Genomic DNA, 16,674 nt, shown 5'->3' on the forward strand with positions numbered 1-16,674 from the left:
CTGCCGTTCAGGCGGCCGGTTCGAATTTCAGCGCCACACCGTTGATGCAGTAGCGCAGGCCGGTCGGCGGCGGGCCGTCCTCGAAGACGTGGCCGAGATGGCTGCCGCAGCGGGCGCAGTGGCATTCGGTGCGGACCATGCCGTAGCTGCGGTCGATGGTGTTCTCGACCGAACCTGGCACCGGGTCGTTGAAACTCGGCCAGCCGGTGCCACTCTCGAACTTCAGCTTGGATTCAAACAGCGGCTGGTCGCAGCCGACGCAGGAAAAGGTGCCGGCGCGCTTTTCGTAGAGCAAGGCGCAGCTTCCCGGACGCTCGGTGCCGTGGCCGCGCATGACCGCATATTGCTCCGGCGTCAGCCGGGCGCGCCATTCGGCGTCGGTGCGGGTGACGGGATAGGTGTGGGTGTCCATGTGATCTCCTCAGCCTTGGCGGCTCGTTATTGGTTGCAACCTCATATTCGCCTGAAGATAGGCGTTTGTTACCGGCATGGCCAGTTCTGGCGCACTCACTGCTTCCTTGAAAGCTGTTTCGTGGCGCCTTCCAGCCCGGCCAGCGTCAGCGCAAACATGCGGCCGCCGAAGATGTCGCGGATCATCGCGATCGAATGCGTAAAGCCCCAGTTCTTTTCGCTCTCCGGATTGAGCCATACCGCGTTCGGCCATTGCCGTAGCAGGCGGCCGAGCCAGACAGCGCCGGCTTCCGGGTTCCAGTGTTCGACCGAGCCGCCGGGATGGGCGATTTCGTAAGGGCTCATCGAGGCGTCGCCGACGACGATCACCTTGTAGTCCGGCCCGTATTTGTGGATGAGGTCGAAGGTCGGGACCGTTTCGGCATGGCGTCGCCGGTTGTCCTTCCACACGCCCTCGTAGAGGCAGTTGTGGAAATAGAAATATTCGAGCTGGCGAAATTCGGCGCGGGCGGCCGAAAACAGCTCTTCGACGCTTTTGATGTGATCGTCCATCGAGCCACCGACATCGAAGAACATCAAGAGCTTCACGGCGTTACGCCGCTCGGGCCGCGTCTGCACGTCGAGATAGCCGTGCTCGGCGGTGGCATGGATGGTGCCGGGCAGGTCGAATTCCTCCTCGGCGCCTTCGCGCACCCAGCGGCGCAGCCGCTTCAGCGCGATCTTGATGTTGCGGGTGCCGAGTTCGACCGCATCGTCGAAATTCCGGAATTCGCGCTTGTCCCATACCTTCACCGCGCGGCGATTGCGGCTTTCATGCTGGCCGATGCGCACGCCTTCGGGATTGTAGCCATAGGCGCCGAAGGGCGAGGTGCCGCCGGTGCCGATCCATTTCGAACCGCCCTGGTGGCGGCCCTTCTGCTCCTCGAGCCGCTGTTTCAAGGTCTCCATCAGCTTGTCGAAACCGCCGAGCGCCTCGACCAGTCTTTTCTCTTCCTCGGTCAGGTGCTTTTCGGCAAGCCGGCGCAGCCATTGCTCGGGAATATTGGCGACATCCACCGCATCCGATCCGCCCAGCGCCTCGATGCCCTTGAAGATATGCGCGAACACCTGGTCGAAGCGATCGATATGGCGCTCGTCCTTCACCAAAGCGGCGCGCGCGAGGTAATAAAAACCTTCGACGTCGTAGTCGACCAGCCCGGCTTCCAGACCCTCCAGCAGCGACAGATATTCCCTGAGCGAGACGGGAACGCGCGCGGCCTTCAGTTCGAGGAAGAAAGGGATGAACATGGCCGATTATAGCATATCGTACTCGATGAAGCCCGTGCGGCGGGCGACGTGGTCGTAAAGCTTGCGCGCGGTGGTGTTGGTCTCGTGCGTCATCCAGTAGACATTCTTGACGCCGATCTTGCCGGCTTCCTGCTTGACCGCCTCGATCAGTGCCGCACCGATACCCTTGCCGCGGACGTCCGGGTCGGCGAACAAATCCTGCAGATAGCAGTTGTTTTTCTCCGACCAGCCGGAGCGGTGGTACAGGTAGTGCGTGAGACCGACCGCTTTGCCGTCCAGTGTGGCGATGAAGCCTTTCGGCTCGAATTCACCCGGAGTGAATAGCCGCTTCCAGGTGACGGCGTAGACCTCTTCCGGCAGCTTGGTCTCGTAGAAGGTCAGGTAGTCGGTCCACAGCCGCCGCCAGTCGGCATGGTCGGATTGGGCAAGCGGGCGGACGGTGATCTCGGTCATTTCGTTTCCTCCGAAGGGGTCAGGTCGAAGCTGCCCACCTGTTCGGCTAACGGCAACGGTCCACAGCCGGGGAAAGCGCTAACCCTGCCTGCGCGCCAAGAAGGCCAGCCGCTCGAAAAGATGAACGTCCTGCTCGTTCTTCAGCAATGCGCCGTGCAGCTTGGGCAGCGCGTTCTTCGGGTCGGCGCGCAAATCCTCAGGCGCGATATCGTCGGCGACCAACAGGCGGATCCAGTCGAGCGCCTCGGAGGTCGACGGCTTCTTCTTCAGCCCCGGCACCTCGCGGATCTCGTAGAACTGGGTGAGCGCCGCGCGCACCAGATCGTGCTTGATGCCGGGATAGTGGACGTCGACAATCCTGTGCAGCGTCTCGACGTCGGGAAAGCGGATGTAGTGGAAGAAGCAGCGGCGCAGGAAGGCGTCCGGCAGCTCCTTCTCGTTGTTGGAGGTGATGATGACAATGGGACGGATTGCGGCGCGGATGGTCTCGCCGGTCTCGTAGACGAAGAACTCCATCCGATCGAGTTCCTGCAGGAGGTCGTTGGGAAACTCGATGTCGGCCTTGTCGATCTCGTCGATCAGGAGCACGACCTTCTTGCCGGCGGCGAAGGCTTGCCAGAGCTTGCCGCGCTTGATGTAGTTCTTGATGTCGTTGAACCTGGTATCGCCGAGCTGGCTGTCGCGCAGCCGCGACACGGCATCATATTCGTAAAGACCTTGCTGGGCCCGCGTCGTCGATTTGACGTGCCATTCGATGAGGTCGAGGCCGAGTGCCGCCGCCACCTGGCGGGCGAGTTCGGTCTTGCCTGTGCCGGGCTCGCCCTTGACCAGCAAGGGCCGCTCCAGCGCGATCGCCGCGTTGACCGCCACCATCAGATCCTTGTCGGCGACATAGGCCTCCGTGCCTTCGAAACGCATTTCTGCTCCTTGGTTCATTCCGGGAGACCGTAAGGAGGCGGCTCGGCCCGCGCAAGGGTGGGGTGTCCGTGACGACTGTGCGAGACCCGCAGGGAAAGAACGCCAATTCTCTGGCGCTTAGCCGACCGGCGGCCTATATTGGGCGGGACGGTCTGCGCTTCCCGGCAGGAGAACATTTTCCCCGGGGCCTTAACGATCCTTAGGGAGCTGTCCCTGGGAAGACCCGTGGGTTTTCTCACACGGCGCCCACCTACTTTGTAGGTTCCCGGGATCGCTCTCTCCACCGGTTGTGTGGATCGTCACTTCTTGCCCATCTCCGCGCATTCCGGTGGATGTTGCGGTAGAAAACGTCGCTCTTAAAACGCCATCCAGATTTGACCTTTTCTATCGTCGCGGCATGACATCTCTCAAAGACCTGAAAAAACAGCTGCGGCTCGAGGCTCTCGACCGCCGCGATGCGCTTGATGAATTCTGGCGTGTGGAAGTTGCGCTCGAGATGGCCGAGACGGCGCGCGACCAGCTCGCCATCGAACCGGGCCAGATCGTGTCGGGCTTCTGGCCGATGCGCTCGGAGGTCGACGTGCGGCCGCTGATGTTCGCCCTGCGCGAAAAGGGGGCAAGGCTCTGCCTGCCCGCCATTCTCGACAAGACCACCATCGTCTTTCGCGAGCTGGTGCGCGGTGCGCCGATGGTCGAGATGGCTTTTGGCACGGTCGGCCCGCACCACGAGGCCGAGGTGCTCGACCCCTCGGTGATGCTGGTGCCGCTCGCCGCTTTCGACGCGCGCGGCCATCGCATCGGCTATGGTGCCGGCTATTACGATCGCGCCATCGCCAGACTGGTCGCCAAGGGCCATGCGCCCCGGCTGATAGGTATCGCCTTCGACTGCCAGGAAGTTCCGCAGGTTCCGGACGAACCCCACGACATCATCATCCCGGAAATACTCACCGAGACCGGGTTGCGCCGCTTCACGCCAAAATTGTAGATAAATGGACGCATGATCTTTCACTGGCGTCATGCAGCTTTTGCTTCGCTGACTTTCGGTGCGGGATCATATGAGACTTCTCTTCCTCGGTGACATGGTAGGCAAGACGGGACGCACGGCGGTTTGGGAACAACTGCCCGGTCTGATCTCGGACTTCAAACTCGATTTCGTCATCGTCAATGGCGAGAATGCCGCCGGCGGTTTCGGCATCACCGAGGAGATATTCCGCGAGACCATCGCCGCCGGCGCCGATGTCGTCACCACCGGCAACCATGTCTGGGACCAACGCGATGCGCTGGCCTTCGCGCCACGCGAGGAACGCTTCCTGCGGCCATCCAACTTCCCCAAGGGCACGCCCGGGCGCGGCTCCGGCGTCTACATCGCCAGGAGCGGCGCGCGCGTGCTGGTCGCCAACATCATGGGCCGGGTGTTCATGCATCCCGAGCTCGACGATCCGTTCCAGGCCGGTGAACGCGAGCTTGCCGCCTGTCCGCTCGGCGAGCAGGCGGATGCCGTGGTGATCGACTTCCACGCCGAGGCGACCTCGGAGAAGATGTGCTTCGCGCATTTCGTCGATGGCCGCGCCAGCCTCGTCGTCGGTACCCACACCCACCAGCCGACCGCCGACCACCAGATCCTCAATGGCGGCACCGGTTATTTGTCCGACGCCGGCATGTGCGGCGACTATGATTCCTCGCTCGGCATGGACAAGGAGGAGCCGCTCAACCGGTTCCTGTCGAAAGTGCCGAAAGGGCGGTTCGAGGCGGCGAACGGACCGGCGACATTGTGCGGCGTCGGTGTCACCATTTCCGACCGCACGGGACTGACCGAGAAGATCGCGCCGTTTCGTCGCGGGCCGCGCCTGGACGAAACGGCTCCGTCCTTCTGGACGTGACATTGATATAGGCGTTCGCAATACCTAACTGCCGGCGACACTGCTCTAGATCGTAGAGGGGACGACCTCCATGCAGCTTATCGAATTCCTTGCGCCGCATTTTCAATTTGTTTCCGATCCAACGGCCTGGGTCGCGTTGTTGACGCTGGTTGTGCTCGAGATCGTGCTCGGCATCGACAATCTGATCTTTATCTCGATCCTGACCAACAAGCTGCCGGAAGCGCAACGCGCCCGCGCCCGCCGGCTCGGCATCTCGGCCGCGCTGATCATGCGGCTGGTGCTGCTCGCCACCATCTCGATCATCGTCCAGCTGACGACGCCGGTGTTCACGGCGCTTGGCCACGGCTTTTCTTGGCGCGACCTGATCCTCATCGCCGGCGGCCTGTTCCTGGTGTGGAAGGCAACCAAGGAAATCCACCACACGGTCGATCCCGACGACCACAAGGACTCGATGATGGGCGAGACGCTGCAGATCAGCCTTGCCGGCGCGATCTTCCAGATCCTGCTGCTCGACCTCGTCTTCTCGATCGATTCGATCATAACCGCCGTCGGCATGACCGACGAGATCGCCATCATGTACATCGCGGTGATCGTCGCCGTCAGCGTCATGATGCTTGCGGCCGGGCCATTGGCGGACTTCATCGCCAAGAACCCGAGCATCGTCATGCTGGCGCTGGGCTTCCTGCTGATGATCGGCATGACGCTGATTGCCGACGGCATGGGCTATCACGTGCCCAAGGGCTACATCTATGCGGCGATGGGTTTTTCTGCGCTGGTCGAGGGCCTCAACATGCTGGCGCGGCGACGCAAGAAGGCGAAATCCGGCGACCGGCACTGAGGCTTGCCGGGGCGAGCTTAATGCCCCGGCACGCCCTTTGGGTGACGGTCGCCGATCAGGCCCAATGTCAGGCCTTGCTCCAGCCAGGCCTTGGCGCCGGCCAGGACGAGCGTGAAGCCGCCGGTCGAGCCGACGGCTTCCTTCACCTGCTCGTCGCAATTGCCGGCAAAGCCGAAATTGCGGACCTCGACAAAGGTCGCATCAGGCATTTCGGCGAAGGTCCAGACCACCGTGGTCGGCGGATCGCTCCATTGCATGACGATCTTCTCGTTCTTGACGATCTCGCTGACATTGACCGTCGTCGAGACGCCATACATGCGCCATTACCAGCGAACCTCATTGCCGCTGTCCAGCCGGCTGCTGCCGTCAGTGAACCAGAATTGGGCGGTGATGGCCGGATCGACGATGGCCTCGAACACCTCGGCGACGGGCCGCCGGATCAGCATGCCTGCTTCGGCGGTTGGTGTTTCGCGGATTTCCATGGTGGCCTCCTTCGAAAGGTCGTTCATCGCACGAAAGGTCGTTCATCGCACCGCGACCGGCGTTTACGCGGTTCCAGACAGCAAACGCCAAGCGCCATCCCGAGTTGCCTCACCCCCAAGTTGCCTCAGGCCAGATTTATCTGCCAGGAGACGCCGAACCTGTCGTTCAGCCAGGCGAAGCGGCGGCTGAAGCCGTAATTGTCAGGCGGCATCAGGAACGCGCCGTCCTTTGCCAGGGTCTCGACAATGCGGTTCAGCTCCTCTTCGGAGGAACAGTTCACGTAGAGCGAGACCGAGGGTGTGAAGGTGAAGGCGTGATGCACCGGGCTGTTGAAGACCATGGCCTCCAGGCCGGCGATGGATACGCGCGCCAGCTTGACCACGCCTTCCGGGCCATCCTCGCCGGCGCCGTAGCGCGTGACGTCAAGGACCTCGCTGTCGGGAATGGTCTCGCAATAAAGGGTCATGGCCTCTTCGGCCTTGCCCTCGAACATCAGGAATGGCGTTACTTTCGTCATCGCGGGGCTCCGTCCTGATTAAGATCAGACATTGGTCTCGTTGGCGGGTTCGCCCTTCATCTCGCTGCGGTAATAGCCGTCGCGCAAATTGATGCCATATTCGACATAGGCCTTCATGCAGGCCAGCATCTGCGACCAGCCCTCGCAGTTGAGGTAGGATTTCTTCAGCCCGACCGCGCCCTCCCGCCAGCCGCTCTCGGCGATGGTGACGAAGGTGCCGCCATCGTCCAGCGGCTCGAAATTCATCTCGATACGGGTCTTGTAAGCGGGCCTGCCGTCGGCGTCGGTGGCGTCCCAGCGCAGCACGATGCGGCTGTCCTTGACCACTTCGTCGACTTCGACCGGCACCTTGCCCCACCAGACGACGCCTGCGCCGGCCTCAAGCGGCGCGCTGGCGCCGCCGATGGTGGTGAAATAACCGCTCAGCTTCTTCGGATTGACGACGGCGTCGAAGACTTCGGCGACGGGCTTGCCGATGCGTCCGGAAACCTTGAATCCAAGAGACATATCCACAGCTCCTTCCTTGATTGACCCAAGAATATGTTATAGAAACATAACATGTCAAGCCGATCGCAAGACGACAATGTTTTCAAGGCGCTGGCGCATCCGCGCCGGCGCGAAATGCTGGACCAGCTGAAGGAAGAGCCGAAGACCACGGGGATGCTGTGCGATGCCTTTCCCGACATCGACCGCTGCACCGTCATGCTGCATCTCAAGGTGCTGGAGGAGGCCGAGCTGATCGTGGCGCGCCGCGAGGGACGCGAACGCTGGAACCATCTCAACGCGCTGCCGATCAAGCAGATCCATGATCGCTGGATCAGCCAGTATGCCGGCCATGCGCTCAGCATCATCGACCGGCTGAAATCCGATCTCGAGGCGTGAGCCGCGCTGTCTCTCCCGCTGCGAACGCGGCGCGGCTGGACGAATTGAGCCGATTTATCTATAAGCCGGCCATTCCGACAGAGAACGCCGTGCTTCCGCGAGTTGCACCCGGGACGCTCTGAAATTTTGAATTCGAGCATTTTGCAAAAGCGAGGTGAGCCACCTCGTCGCAGTGTGCTCTAGCCGAACACGACAGGGGTGCCATGGCTGGCCATTCACAGTTCAAGAACATCATGCACCGCAAGGGCCGTCAGGACGCGGTGCGGTCGAAAATGTTTTCCAAGCTGGCGCGCGAAATCACCGTTGCCGCCAAGAGCGGAACGCCCGATCCTTCGATGAACCCGCGCCTGCGCCTGGCGATCCAGAACGCCAAGGCGGTGTCGATGCCGAAGGACAACATCCAGCGCGCCATCAACAAGGCCTCGATGGGCGATGCCGAAAACTATGAAGCCGTACGCTACGAGGGCTATGGTCCCGGCGGCGTCGCCGTCATCGTCGAGGCCCTGACCGACAACCGCAACCGCTCGGCCTCGAACGTGCGCGCCGCCTTCACCAAGGCCGGCGGGGCAATGGGTGAAACCGGCTCGGTGTCCTTCATGTGGGATCGTGCCGGCGAGATCTATTATCCGGCGTCGGCCGGCAGCGCCGACAAGGTCATGGACGCGGCGATCGAAGCCGGCGCCGATGATGTGGAGTCGGACGAGGAAGGCCACACGATCTATTGTGCCTTCGAGAATGTCGGCGAGGTGTCGAAGGCACTGGAAGCCTCGCTCGGCGAAGCGGAATCGGTCAAGCTGATCTGGAAGCCGCAGAACACCGTTCCGGTCGACGAGGAGCGCGCACAGTCGCTGATGAAGCTGGTCGCCACGCTCGAGGATGACGACGACGTCCAGAGCGTCTACGCCAACTTCGAAGTCGATGAGGCGACGCTGGCCAAGCTCAGCGCGGCATGAGCGCAGTTCGACCCGGCGTGGACGAAAAGCGGCTGCCCGGCATCCGCATCACCTATTGCACGCAGTGCCAATGGCTGCTGCGCGCCGGCTGGATGGCGCAGGAGCTGCTCTCCACCTTCGGCACGGATCTCGGCGAAGTGACGCTGGTGCCCGGCACCGGCGGCATCTTCACCATCTCCTGCAACGAGGTGCTGGTCTGGGACCGCAAGCGCGACGGCGGCTTTCCGGATGCGGCCAAACTGAAGCAGCTGGTGCGCGACGTCATCGACCCGGATCGCGACCTCGGTCATGCCGATCGGAAGACAAAGGCGTAAGGGCCGCCGGCGCTGCCGTCACTTTCCTCGCCATGCACCGAAGGCGACGCCAATCGCGATGCCCATGGCAATGCCCACCGGAAGGTCATCCAGGGCGGTGCCGATCGCGGCGCCGATACCAACTCCGATTGCCATGCCGAAGGCCATCTTCGAATATTGATCCTTCAAAACGCGTCTCCCGACGATCGTCCTGAACTTTTCAGGCGCTGGAAATGACTCCTGCCGTCAACGCGCGGCGAACCAGAAGGATGCCATAGCGGCTATTGCCGTGATGGCGCGGACATGGTTCCACATCACCCATTCATCAAGGTAGCGGGACCACAGCATTGCGCCTTCGCTGCTGGCCGGGTCGACGGCCGCCAATGCATCGTTGAGCGGCACGTTGAAGACCATGGTCACGATCGGGTTGCCGACGAGATAGATCAGCGCGCCAGCGAGAAGCCAGAACGAGCCCGGCTGGCTCCAGCCGATGATGGCGCCGGCGATAAGCACAAGGCAGATCAGTCCGGTGCCGAAAAGTGCGGTCATGAAAGCCGGGGTGATGACGGTGACGTTGATCGAGTTCATCGCGGCGATGCCGCCCGCCGCAGGCAGGCGGGCGAGCGCCGGCATGACGAAGTTGGAAAAGGCAAAGAACACGCCGCCGACGACGCCCGAGCCGATTGCGGCGATGAAGATCAAGGTGGGGAGAGATTTCGCGATCATGTCGGCTGCTCCAAGAAAATATGAATAATCCTCACATTTGCAAAACGTGATAAACCCTCGTATTTTTCGAGTCAAGCCATTGCTTGGCCATTTTGTTGAAATCGGAGCCATCATGGAGGACACCGCAGCGCCCGTTTCCCCGCAGGAACAGCTTGCGTCGCCACGGCGCGCGCCAAGCCAGCAGCGCAGCCGCGAGCGGGTCGAGCGCATGCTGGCCGCCGCCTCGGCGCTGATCGCCGAGCAAGGCAGCGATGCCATGCGCATGGGCGAGGTGGCGGAACGGGCAGGGGTTTCGATCGGCTCGCTCTACCAGTTCTTTCCCGACAAGCGGGCGCTCATCTGGGCGCTGGCCGAGCGCTACACCGCCGAGAGCCAGGCCTGCATTTCAGCGGCGCTCAAGGATGTCCGTGATGCAGAAGGCCTGCGGCGGGCTTTCTCGGAATTGGTCGACATCTACTACCGGCTGTTCCTGGCTGAGCCGGTGATGCGTGACATCTGGTCGGGCACGCAGGCCGACAAGGCGCTGCGCCAGCTGGAACTCGCCGACAGCCGGGCCAATGCTGAATTCCTTTTGGCGGTTCTGAAGCGATTGCGTCCGCGAGCCGATCCGGTGGCGCTGGAGACCATCGCGTTTCTGGTGTGGCAGATGGGCGAAGCCGCGATGCGGCTGGCGATCTCGGTCGAGCGGCAGGAGGGCGACAGGCTGGTCGATGCCTACAAGCGCATGGCGCTGAGGGAATTGCTCGCCGAGTAAGATGCTCTCACCCTTCCCCTCGTGGGGAGGGTCGCTGCGAAGCAGCGGGGTGGGGGCGGCGCCGGACCCCCACCCGGACTTTCGGTCCGACCTCCCCACAAGGAGGAGATAGAGGCGCCAGCTTGAGGCGATCTGCCTTGCGGCCAACAAAAAACCCGCCTCGGAGGCGGGTTTTTGATCTGCGGCAATGCCGAAAGGGCTTAGAGGCCGAAACCTTCGAAACGCTTCTTGAACTTCGACAGGCGGCCGCCGCGGTCGAGCAGGGTCTGCTGGCCGCCCGTCCAGGCCGGGTGGGTGGTCGGGTCGATATCGAGGTTCATCGTATCGCCTTCCTTGCCCCAGGTCGAACGGGTCGTGTACTCGGTGCCGTCGGTCATGACGACCTTGATGGTGTGGTAGTCGGGATGAATAGCGCTCTTCATGGGTCGGTTCCTGGCTTGTCGGCGCGGCTCACGGGCCAATGGCCTGCGTCGATGCGCCCCTTTTTAAAACTCGAAGCCGCAGCTATTGAGGAGCCACGGCTTCTAAAACGGTCGGCGTGCCTATACATCAGCCGGAATTGAATCACAAGGCCGCGGCGAGCGCATATTGAGGCGCACACACCGAGGCGGCTAGAGGAAACACCGAGATGGCGCAATCCAGCAGCGCAGACGAGCGTCGACGCTCGCTCAAGCCGCTCAGCCGCCTGTTCCCCTATATAACGCATTACCGCACGCTGGTTGTCGGTGCCCTCATCTCGCTGACCATCGCGGCGGCAACGACATTGGCGCTGCCGCTGGCCGTGCGGCGCATGATCGACCATGGTTTCTCCTCAGCCAACACCATCTTCATCGCCGAATATTTCGCCGCCCTTGTGGCAATGGCTGCCGTGCTGGCGGCCGCATCGGCCGGCCGCTACTATTTCGTCATCACGCTGGGCGAGCGCGTCGTCGCCGATATCAGGCGCGATGTCTTTGCCCATGTGACGACGCTGTCGCCTGCCTTCTTCGACACCGCCCAGTCGGGCGAGATCGTGTCGCGGCTCGCCGCCGACACCACGCAGGTCAAGTCGGCGGTCGGCGCCACCGCCTCGGTCGCGCTGCGCAACGTCATCCTTGGCCTGGGCGCTGTGGGAATGATGGTCGTCACCAGCCCGAAGCTGTCGGGCCTGGTCATTGCGGCCATTCCCGTCATCGTGCTGCCGCTGGTCGCCTTCGGGCGGTCGGTGCGGCGCAAGTCAAGGCAGGCGCAGGACACTCTGGCCGAGGCGACCGCCTATGCCAGCGAGCAGATCGGTGCGGTGCGCACCTTGCAGGCCTTCACCAATGAGAAGCTGGTCACCGGCCATTTCTCCAGCGCCGTGGAGGCTGCTTTCGAGGCGGCGCGCGCCTCGATCTTCGCGCGCTCCTTCCTCACCTTCTTCGCCATCTTCACCATCTTCTCGTCTGTCGTCGCGGTGCTGTGGTTCGGCTCGCGCGACGTGCTCGAAGGCACGATATCGCCGGGCACGCTCGGCCAGTTCCTGCTCTATTCGGTGTTCGCCGCCGGTGCGCTCGGCGCGCTGTCGGAAGTCTGGGGCGAACTTGCGCAGGCCGCGGGTGCGGCAGAAAGGCTGACCGAGATCCTGGCCGAGAAGCCGGCGATCCAGGCGCCGGCCGATCCGAAGCCGCTGCCGGCGGTCGCCAGGGGAGCGATCGTCTTCGACGACGTCTCCTTCTCCTATCCGGCCAGACCCGACCGCGCCGCCGTCCACGGGCTGAGCTTTCAGGTCATGCCCGGCGAGACGGTGGCGATTGTCGGTCCTTCGGGTGCAGGCAAAAGCACGGTCTTCTCGCTGATCCTGCGCTTCTACGACCCTGAAACCGGCAAGGTGCTGATCGACGGCGTCGACGTGCGCGAGGCCGATCCCGCTTCGGTGCGCGAACGCATCGCGATCGTGCCGCAGGACGTCACCATCTTCGCGGCCACCGCGCGCGACAATATCGGCTTTGGCCGGCCGGGCGCCGGCAAAGCCGAGATCGAGGCGGCGGCGAAGGACGCGCTGGCCGACGAATTCATCCTCAAGCTCGACAAAGGCTATGACAGTCAGGTCGGCGAGCGCGGCGTGACGTTGTCCGGCGGCCAGCGCCAGCGGGTGGCGATCGCCCGCGCCATCCTGCGCGACGCGCCGATCCTGCTGCTCGACGAAGCCACGTCGGCGCTCGACGCCGAAAGCGAGACGCTGGTGCAGACGGCGCTCGAACGGCTGATGCAGGGCCGCACCACCATCGTCATCGCCCATAGGCTGGCAACCGTGCTGAAGGCCGACAGGATACTGGTCATGGATGGCGGCTCGATCGTCGAGGAAGGCACGCACCATAGTCTCGTCGCCAAAGGCGGCATCTATGCACGGTTGGCCAAGCTGCAGTTCGAGACCGGCGCCAGCGCCTTCCGGGGCGCGGCGGAGTAGGCATTTTCCGATCCGGCGGGCTGTTGCCGCCGGTCGCCGAAAACCGGAATGGCGCGATGGCCGGTTTCAGCCGCCGTAGCGCTGCTTCAAGTGGTTGACGAAATACGCGGCGTTGAGCTTTTCGCCGGTGGCGCGCTCGAGCAGCTCCGGGGTCGACCAGCGCGATCCTTGCGACCATATCTTCTTGCGGCGCCAGTCGTTGATATCAGCGAAATTCCCTTTCGCCAGATCGTCATCGACCGACGGATGCTCCCGCGTCAGCGCGGCCCATTGCTGCGCCGCCATCATCGCGCCCAGCGTGTAGGAGGGGAAGTAGCCGAAGGCAGCACTTGGCCAATGCACGTCCTGCATCGGCCCGTCGGCAGGATTATCAATGGTCGAGAGGCCGAGATAATCGCGCATCCTGGCGTCCCAGGCTTCGGGCAGATCAGCCACCTCCAGCCGGCCCGTGACAAGTTCCTGCTCCAGTTCGTAGCGCAGGATGACATGCAGCGGATAGGTCACCTCGTCGGCGTCGACCCGGATCAGGCCGCGCTCGACATGGTGCACATGCGGCAGGATATGGTCGAGCGACCAGGCTTCGCCGAGATGCTTTTCCACCACCGGCAGAGCCCAGCGCCAGAAGGCGGGGTTGCGGCCGATTTGCTTTTCGACGAACAGGCTCTGGCTTTCATGCACGGCCATGCCGCGGGCCTTGCCGAGCGGCCAGTGCGACCATGCCTTGGGCAGGTTCTGTTCGTAGAGCGCGTGCCCGGTCTCATGCAGCACGCCCATCAGCGCCGACAGGAAATCCGATGTCTTGTAACGGGTGGTGATGCGCACGTCGCTCGGCACGCCGCCGCAGAAGGGATGGTGCGACACCGAGAGCGAGCCGTGTGTCAGGTCGAAGCCGACCGCCGCCATCATGGCAAGACCGAGTTCGCGCTGGCGGTCGATCGCGTAAGCGCCCGAAAGCGGCTTCAGAGGATGCTTGCGCAGCCGCGCTTCCTGCACTGCCAGCGCCTCCGGCACGAACCCCTTGAGGAAGGCCTTCAGCTCGGTGAAGACAGGGGTGATGTCGGCGACGCGGTTGCCGGGGTCGTATTGCTCCATCAGAGCATCATAGGGCGCGAGGCCGAGCACGTCGGAGCGCAGGGCGGCCTCTTCGCGCACCAGCGCCACCACGCCCTCCAGCGCCGGCTGAAAGCCCGCCCAATCATTCTTGGGGCGCAGGTCGCGCCACAGCTGCTCGCAACGCATGCGCGCCGTCGTCTGGCGTTCGACGAATTCGACCGGCAGGCAGGTCAAATTGGTGTATTGCCGCCGCAGTTCGGCGAGTGCCGCGCGCTGCTCGTCGTCGAGCACCTCACCTTCGGCGGCGGCGATCCAGTCGGATATCTCCGGTGCGGTCGCCCTGGTGTGGTACATGCCGGCAAGGGCTGCCATCGCCTCGGCACGCTTTTCGCCACCGCCCACGGCCATGTGGGTCGCTTCATCGGCACCGAGGATGGCCAGCGCATGCTCGAGCGCTTCAAGCTTGTGGCCGAGATCGTCGAGTTTCTGAAAGGACATGGCGGCTTCCGTGATTGAGGACGGTGCGAAAAGACACCAACGCAAAAGCGTTAGCAACCCTCAGAGATCGTCCGGCAGATGCGCCTTGCGCCGACGCCGTCGCGCATGAAATGCTGACGGGCCAAATGAAGGGGGAGCAAATGATCGGCAACATCCTGGTCGGGCTGGTGGCTTTGATCCATGTCTACATCGTCTATCTCGAGATGGTGCTTTGGGACACGCCGCGCGGGCACAAGACATTTCGCCTGACGCCGGAATTCGCCAGCGCCTCGAAGGTGCTCGCCGCCAATCAAGGTCTCTATAACGGATTTCTCGCCGCCGGCCTGATCTGGGGGCTCACCCTCGGCGCGGCCGGTTTCCAGGTCAAGGTCTTCTTCCTTTTGTGCGTGGCCATTGCCGGCCTCTACGGCGCGGCAACGGTCGGCCGCAAGATCCTGTTCATCCAGACCGTGCCGGCTGTGCTCGCCCTGATCGCGGTCTGGCTTGGTTGGTAGGCAAACTCGGCCGATTAGGAAAAAGGGCGCCCGCGGGATTGGGGTCCCGAAGGCGCCAGGTGGTCCTTCCTCTGGGATCTTTCCAGGCGGGATAGCCTCAGCCGTTCGGATAGTTTCCGCCGTCGGAGCCGTCGCCCATCATGAAACCGCTGCCGGTGTCGCCCCTCAGCCGCTGGTCGACATTGTCGAGGCGGCGCAGCAGGTCACGATACTGCGCTGACGGGATCCTGCCGTGATCCGACGCGGCGATCTTCTCGGCGGCCTGGCTGATCTGGTTGGTGCGCATTTCCAAGTGTTCGGCGACCGCCGGGGTGATGTTGTTAGCCTGTCTTGCGTCCACGATGCCCTGGCGGACGCCCAGCGCCTGTTCGATGAGAGCCTCGACACGCGGGCGCGCCATTTCGGTCGGCGGGGCGGCGTCGAGCGCGCCCTTGTGATGGCCCGCGGCATAGGCGCCGGCAAGAGGGGCGGCAATCAGTATTGCGGCAAGGGTTGCAGTCTTGAGAGATGCTGAAGAGCGCATGACGGCGCCTCCTTTTGCTGGGGAAAAGGGAGCGGCCTTGCCGCCCCGCGTTCCGGACGCGGGCCGTCCGGTTCCGTCGCGTCGCGATGGGAGGCATCGCCGGCGGTTCTCGGCCCTGCGCAGCAAGCTAGGAGCGCTCTGGCGCGAAGTGTAATTAAAAAAAGATAATCTTTTCAGGCCTTGCCGGTCGCGCTTTGCGCCCTAGAGTTGAGCCGGCGAACAAATTCGCGTGACATCGCGTGATGATGGATCAACGTTCGGTGAGCTTGAGTTCAATGCGGCGGTTCTTGTTGCGCGCCTCTTCGGTGTCGGCGGGATCGAGCGGCTGGAACTCACCAAAGCCGGCGGCGACCAGCCGGTTGGCAGGCACGCCGTTCTCGATCAGGAACTTGACCACCGAGGTCGAGCGCGCCGTCGACAGTTCCCAATTGTCGCGATAACGGCCGGTGCCGGACAGCGGCTTGTTGTCGGTGTGGCCATCGACGCGCAGCACCCAGTTGATCTCCGGCGGAATTTCCCTCTGCAGCTCGATGATGGCATCGGCGAGTTTCTTCATCTCGACCTTGCCTGCATCGTTGATCACCTCGGAGCCGGTCGGGAACAGCACTTCCGACTGGAAGACGAATCGGTCGCCGACGATACGGATGTTCTCGCGATCGGCGAGGATTTCGCGCAGGCGGCCGAAGAAGTCGGAGCGGTAGCGGTTCAGTTCCTGCACGCGCTGGGCCAGCGCGACGTTGAGGCGGCGGCCGAGATCGGCGATCTTGGTGTTGGAATCGCGGTCGCGCGTTTCGGACACGTTAAGCGCGTCCTCGAGCGCGCCGATCTGCTTGCGCAGTGCGGCGATCTGCTGGTTGAGGATCTCGACCTGGCTCAGCGCCTGCTGGCTGATCTGGCGCTGGTTGTCGAGTTCTCCGCCGAGCTCCGCGGCCCGCCGGTTGGCGGCGTCGCCGGCGCCGGCGCCTTGCGCCAGCAATTGTTCGAGCCGGCTCTTCTCGGCCTCCGCCGCCGATAGCGACGCCTGCAGATTGGCGAGCGAATCATCCTTGTCCTGTGCTGTCGAGCGCTCCAGCGCCAGAAGCTGGGTCAGTTCGTTGATCTGCGAATTGAGGCGTGACAGCGCCGTATCCTTGCCGGAGATTTCGCGGCCGAGCAGGAACTGCGCCAGCACGAAGACGGTGAGCAGGAACATGATGGCCAGCAGCAGCGTCGACAGTGCATCGACGAAGCCCGGCCAATAGTCGATGCGGCGATCGGCGCGCCGCGCCCGTGCCAGGGCCACG

Annotated in this window: 21 protein-coding genes, 1 other RNA gene and 1 pseudogene; 10 read left to right on the forward strand and 13 right to left on the reverse strand. The window is 63.3% G+C overall.

Annotation, left to right across the window (positions count from 1 at the left end; all coding sequences use genetic code 11):
- Window positions 1-7: 7 nt before the first annotated feature.
- The 4 genes from msrB to AC0NIH_RS06035 form a co-directional block, all read right to left on the reverse strand.
- Window positions 8-412 (reverse strand): peptide-methionine (R)-S-oxide reductase MsrB, encoded by a 405-nt coding sequence (msrB, locus tag AC0NIH_RS06020; RefSeq protein WP_013892492.1) that lies wholly within the window; start codon window positions 410-412, stop codon window positions 8-10.
- 95 nt (window positions 413-507) lie between these two features.
- The gene (locus tag AC0NIH_RS06025; protein ID WP_473462706.1) at window positions 508-1,698 is read right to left on the reverse strand and encodes a vWA domain-containing protein; all 1,191 of its coding nucleotides are present in this window, start codon (window positions 1,696-1,698) and stop codon (window positions 508-510) included.
- 6 nt (window positions 1,699-1,704) lie between these two features.
- On the reverse strand, window positions 1,705-2,151 hold the full coding sequence (locus AC0NIH_RS06030; RefSeq protein ID WP_473462708.1) for a GNAT family N-acetyltransferase: 447 nt from the start codon (window positions 2,149-2,151) through the stop codon (window positions 1,705-1,707).
- A gap of 78 nt (window positions 2,152-2,229) precedes the next feature.
- Window positions 2,230-3,069 (reverse strand): AAA family ATPase, encoded by an 840-nt coding sequence (locus tag AC0NIH_RS06035; protein ID WP_473462710.1) that lies wholly within the window; start codon window positions 3,067-3,069, stop codon window positions 2,230-2,232.
- A gap of 146 nt (window positions 3,070-3,215) precedes the next feature.
- Between AC0NIH_RS06035 and ssrS the strand changes: the two genes are divergently transcribed.
- The 4 genes from ssrS to AC0NIH_RS06055 all read left to right on the forward strand — a co-directional run bounded on the left by ssrS (window position 3,216) and on the right by AC0NIH_RS06055 (window position 5,787).
- Window positions 3,216-3,371: non-coding RNA, 6S RNA (gene ssrS, locus AC0NIH_RS06040), on the forward strand.
- Between the two features lie 95 nt (window positions 3,372-3,466).
- A complete protein-coding gene (locus AC0NIH_RS06045) occupies window positions 3,467-4,054 on the forward strand; it encodes a 5-formyltetrahydrofolate cyclo-ligase (RefSeq protein ID WP_473462713.1) in 588 nt (195 codons plus the stop codon).
- Window positions 4,055-4,124: 70 nt separating this feature from the next.
- Complete coding sequence (locus AC0NIH_RS06050) at window positions 4,125-4,949, forward strand: TIGR00282 family metallophosphoesterase (RefSeq protein ID WP_473462715.1); 825 nt, start codon at window positions 4,125-4,127, stop codon at window positions 4,947-4,949.
- Window positions 4,950-5,019: 70 nt separating this feature from the next.
- Window positions 5,020-5,787 (forward strand): TerC family protein, encoded by a 768-nt coding sequence (locus AC0NIH_RS06055; RefSeq protein ID WP_287270739.1) that lies wholly within the window; start codon window positions 5,020-5,022, stop codon window positions 5,785-5,787.
- A 17-nt stretch (window positions 5,788-5,804) separates the two neighbouring features.
- On the opposite strand, the pseudogene AC0NIH_RS06060 reads toward AC0NIH_RS06055, so the two are convergent.
- The 3 genes and pseudogenes from AC0NIH_RS06060 to AC0NIH_RS06070 form a co-directional block, all read right to left on the reverse strand.
- Window positions 5,805-6,269 (reverse strand): annotated as a pseudogene (locus tag AC0NIH_RS06060) (SRPBCC family protein).
- A 125-nt stretch (window positions 6,270-6,394) separates the two neighbouring features.
- Entirely contained in the window at window positions 6,395-6,787 is a 393-nt protein-coding gene (locus AC0NIH_RS06065) for a VOC family protein (RefSeq protein WP_473462717.1), read from the reverse strand.
- A 24-nt stretch (window positions 6,788-6,811) separates the two neighbouring features.
- Window positions 6,812-7,294 carry an SRPBCC domain-containing protein gene (locus AC0NIH_RS06070; RefSeq protein WP_473462720.1) on the reverse strand — a complete coding sequence of 161 codons (483 nt, stop codon included), beginning with the start codon at window positions 7,292-7,294 and terminating at the stop codon, window positions 6,812-6,814.
- 51 nt (window positions 7,295-7,345) lie between these two features.
- On the opposite strand from AC0NIH_RS06070, the gene AC0NIH_RS06075 reads away from it, so the two are divergent.
- From AC0NIH_RS06075 to AC0NIH_RS06085, 3 genes are all read left to right on the forward strand, one after another.
- On the forward strand, window positions 7,346-7,669 hold the full coding sequence (locus AC0NIH_RS06075; RefSeq protein WP_023766111.1) for an ArsR/SmtB family transcription factor: 324 nt from the start codon (window positions 7,346-7,348) through the stop codon (window positions 7,667-7,669).
- 203 nt (window positions 7,670-7,872) lie between these two features.
- Window positions 7,873-8,622 carry a YebC/PmpR family DNA-binding transcriptional regulator gene (locus tag AC0NIH_RS06080; RefSeq protein ID WP_473462722.1) on the forward strand — a complete coding sequence of 250 codons (750 nt, stop codon included), beginning with the start codon at window positions 7,873-7,875 and terminating at the stop codon, window positions 8,620-8,622.
- Window positions 8,619-8,936, forward strand: a complete 318-nt coding sequence (locus AC0NIH_RS06085) for an Rdx family protein (protein ID WP_473462725.1) — start codon at window positions 8,619-8,621, stop codon at window positions 8,934-8,936. The genes AC0NIH_RS06080 and AC0NIH_RS06085 overlap by 4 nt, the downstream gene beginning before the upstream one ends.
- 18 nt (window positions 8,937-8,954) lie before the next feature.
- Here the strand turns inward: AC0NIH_RS06085 and AC0NIH_RS06090 are convergent, their stop codons facing one another.
- Entirely contained in the window at window positions 8,955-9,083 is a 129-nt protein-coding gene (locus AC0NIH_RS06090) for a glycine zipper domain-containing protein (RefSeq protein ID WP_474025259.1), read from the reverse strand.
- A gap of 78 nt (window positions 9,084-9,161) precedes the next feature.
- A complete protein-coding gene (locus tag AC0NIH_RS06095) occupies window positions 9,162-9,641 on the reverse strand; it encodes an anthrone oxygenase family protein (protein ID WP_473462729.1) in 480 nt (159 codons plus the stop codon).
- A 112-nt stretch (window positions 9,642-9,753) separates the two neighbouring features.
- Between AC0NIH_RS06095 and AC0NIH_RS06100 the strand changes: the two genes are divergently transcribed.
- Window positions 9,754-10,395 carry a TetR/AcrR family transcriptional regulator gene (locus tag AC0NIH_RS06100; protein ID WP_352705774.1) on the forward strand — a complete coding sequence of 214 codons (642 nt, stop codon included), beginning with the start codon at window positions 9,754-9,756 and terminating at the stop codon, window positions 10,393-10,395.
- 200 nt (window positions 10,396-10,595) lie between these two features.
- On the opposite strand, the gene rpmE is transcribed toward AC0NIH_RS06100, so the two are convergent.
- On the reverse strand, window positions 10,596-10,817 hold the full coding sequence (gene rpmE, locus AC0NIH_RS06105; protein ID WP_010912060.1) for a 50S ribosomal protein L31: 222 nt from the start codon (window positions 10,815-10,817) through the stop codon (window positions 10,596-10,598).
- A 206-nt stretch (window positions 10,818-11,023) separates the two neighbouring features.
- Between rpmE and AC0NIH_RS06110 the strand changes: the two genes are divergently transcribed.
- The gene (locus AC0NIH_RS06110) at window positions 11,024-12,823 is read left to right on the forward strand and encodes an ABC transporter transmembrane domain-containing protein (protein WP_287270744.1); all 1,800 of its coding nucleotides are present in this window, start codon (window positions 11,024-11,026) and stop codon (window positions 12,821-12,823) included.
- A 66-nt stretch (window positions 12,824-12,889) separates the two neighbouring features.
- Here AC0NIH_RS06110 and AC0NIH_RS06115 read toward each other — a convergent pair whose 3' ends face one another.
- Entirely contained in the window at window positions 12,890-14,374 is a 1,485-nt protein-coding gene (locus tag AC0NIH_RS06115) for a carboxypeptidase M32 (RefSeq protein ID WP_473462733.1), read from the reverse strand.
- Between the two features lie 140 nt (window positions 14,375-14,514).
- Here AC0NIH_RS06115 and AC0NIH_RS06120 point away from each other — a divergent pair, with 140 nt between their 5' ends.
- Window positions 14,515-14,868 carry a DUF1304 domain-containing protein gene (locus AC0NIH_RS06120; RefSeq protein ID WP_013892513.1) on the forward strand — a complete coding sequence of 118 codons (354 nt, stop codon included), beginning with the start codon at window positions 14,515-14,517 and terminating at the stop codon, window positions 14,866-14,868.
- Between the two features lie 97 nt (window positions 14,869-14,965).
- Here the strand turns inward: AC0NIH_RS06120 and AC0NIH_RS06125 are convergent, their stop codons facing one another.
- Complete coding sequence (locus tag AC0NIH_RS06125) at window positions 14,966-15,391, reverse strand: hypothetical protein (RefSeq protein ID WP_473462736.1); 426 nt, start codon at window positions 15,389-15,391, stop codon at window positions 14,966-14,968.
- Window positions 15,392-15,641: 250 nt separating this feature from the next.
- Window positions 15,642-16,673 carry a peptidoglycan -binding protein gene (locus AC0NIH_RS06130; RefSeq protein ID WP_473462738.1) on the reverse strand — a complete coding sequence of 344 codons (1,032 nt, stop codon included), beginning with the start codon at window positions 16,671-16,673 and terminating at the stop codon, window positions 15,642-15,644.
- Between the last annotated feature and the right edge of the window lies 1 nt (window position 16,674).

The sequence above is a fragment of the Mesorhizobium sp. WSM1386 genome (genome assembly GCF_055901595.1).

Coding starts and splice junctions, on each gene's coding strand:
- msrB (WP_013892492.1), bottom strand. CDS start 412: ATGGACACCCACACCTATCCCGTCACCCGCACCGACGCCGAATGGCGC.
- AC0NIH_RS06025 (WP_473462706.1), bottom strand. CDS start 1,698: ATGTTCATCCCTTTCTTCCTCGAACTGAAGGCCGCGCGCGTTCCCGTC.
- AC0NIH_RS06030 (WP_473462708.1), bottom strand. CDS start 2,151: ATGACCGAGATCACCGTCCGCCCGCTTGCCCAATCCGACCATGCCGAC.
- AC0NIH_RS06035 (WP_473462710.1), bottom strand. CDS start 3,069: ATGCGTTTCGAAGGCACGGAGGCCTATGTCGCCGACAAGGATCTGATG.
- AC0NIH_RS06045 (WP_473462713.1), top strand. CDS start 3,467: ATGACATCTCTCAAAGACCTGAAAAAACAGCTGCGGCTCGAGGCTCTC.
- AC0NIH_RS06050 (WP_473462715.1), top strand. CDS start 4,125: ATGAGACTTCTCTTCCTCGGTGACATGGTAGGCAAGACGGGACGCACG.
- AC0NIH_RS06055 (WP_287270739.1), top strand. CDS start 5,020: ATGCAGCTTATCGAATTCCTTGCGCCGCATTTTCAATTTGTTTCCGAT.
- AC0NIH_RS06065 (WP_473462717.1), bottom strand. CDS start 6,787: ATGACGAAAGTAACGCCATTCCTGATGTTCGAGGGCAAGGCCGAAGAG.
- AC0NIH_RS06070 (WP_473462720.1), bottom strand. CDS start 7,294: ATGTCTCTTGGATTCAAGGTTTCCGGACGCATCGGCAAGCCCGTCGCC.
- AC0NIH_RS06075 (WP_023766111.1), top strand. CDS start 7,346: ATGTCAAGCCGATCGCAAGACGACAATGTTTTCAAGGCGCTGGCGCAT.
- AC0NIH_RS06080 (WP_473462722.1), top strand. CDS start 7,873: ATGGCTGGCCATTCACAGTTCAAGAACATCATGCACCGCAAGGGCCGT.
- AC0NIH_RS06085 (WP_473462725.1), top strand. CDS start 8,619: ATGAGCGCAGTTCGACCCGGCGTGGACGAAAAGCGGCTGCCCGGCATC.
- AC0NIH_RS06090 (WP_474025259.1), bottom strand. CDS start 9,083: ATGGCCTTCGGCATGGCAATCGGAGTTGGTATCGGCGCCGCGATCGGC.
- AC0NIH_RS06095 (WP_473462729.1), bottom strand. CDS start 9,641: ATGATCGCGAAATCTCTCCCCACCTTGATCTTCATCGCCGCAATCGGC.
- AC0NIH_RS06100 (WP_352705774.1), top strand. CDS start 9,754: ATGGAGGACACCGCAGCGCCCGTTTCCCCGCAGGAACAGCTTGCGTCG.
- rpmE (WP_010912060.1), bottom strand. CDS start 10,817: ATGAAGAGCGCTATTCATCCCGACTACCACACCATCAAGGTCGTCATG.
- AC0NIH_RS06110 (WP_287270744.1), top strand. CDS start 11,024: ATGGCGCAATCCAGCAGCGCAGACGAGCGTCGACGCTCGCTCAAGCCG.
- AC0NIH_RS06115 (WP_473462733.1), bottom strand. CDS start 14,374: ATGTCCTTTCAGAAACTCGACGATCTCGGCCACAAGCTTGAAGCGCTC.
- AC0NIH_RS06120 (WP_013892513.1), top strand. CDS start 14,515: ATGATCGGCAACATCCTGGTCGGGCTGGTGGCTTTGATCCATGTCTAC.
- AC0NIH_RS06125 (WP_473462736.1), bottom strand. CDS start 15,391: ATGCGCTCTTCAGCATCTCTCAAGACTGCAACCCTTGCCGCAATACTG.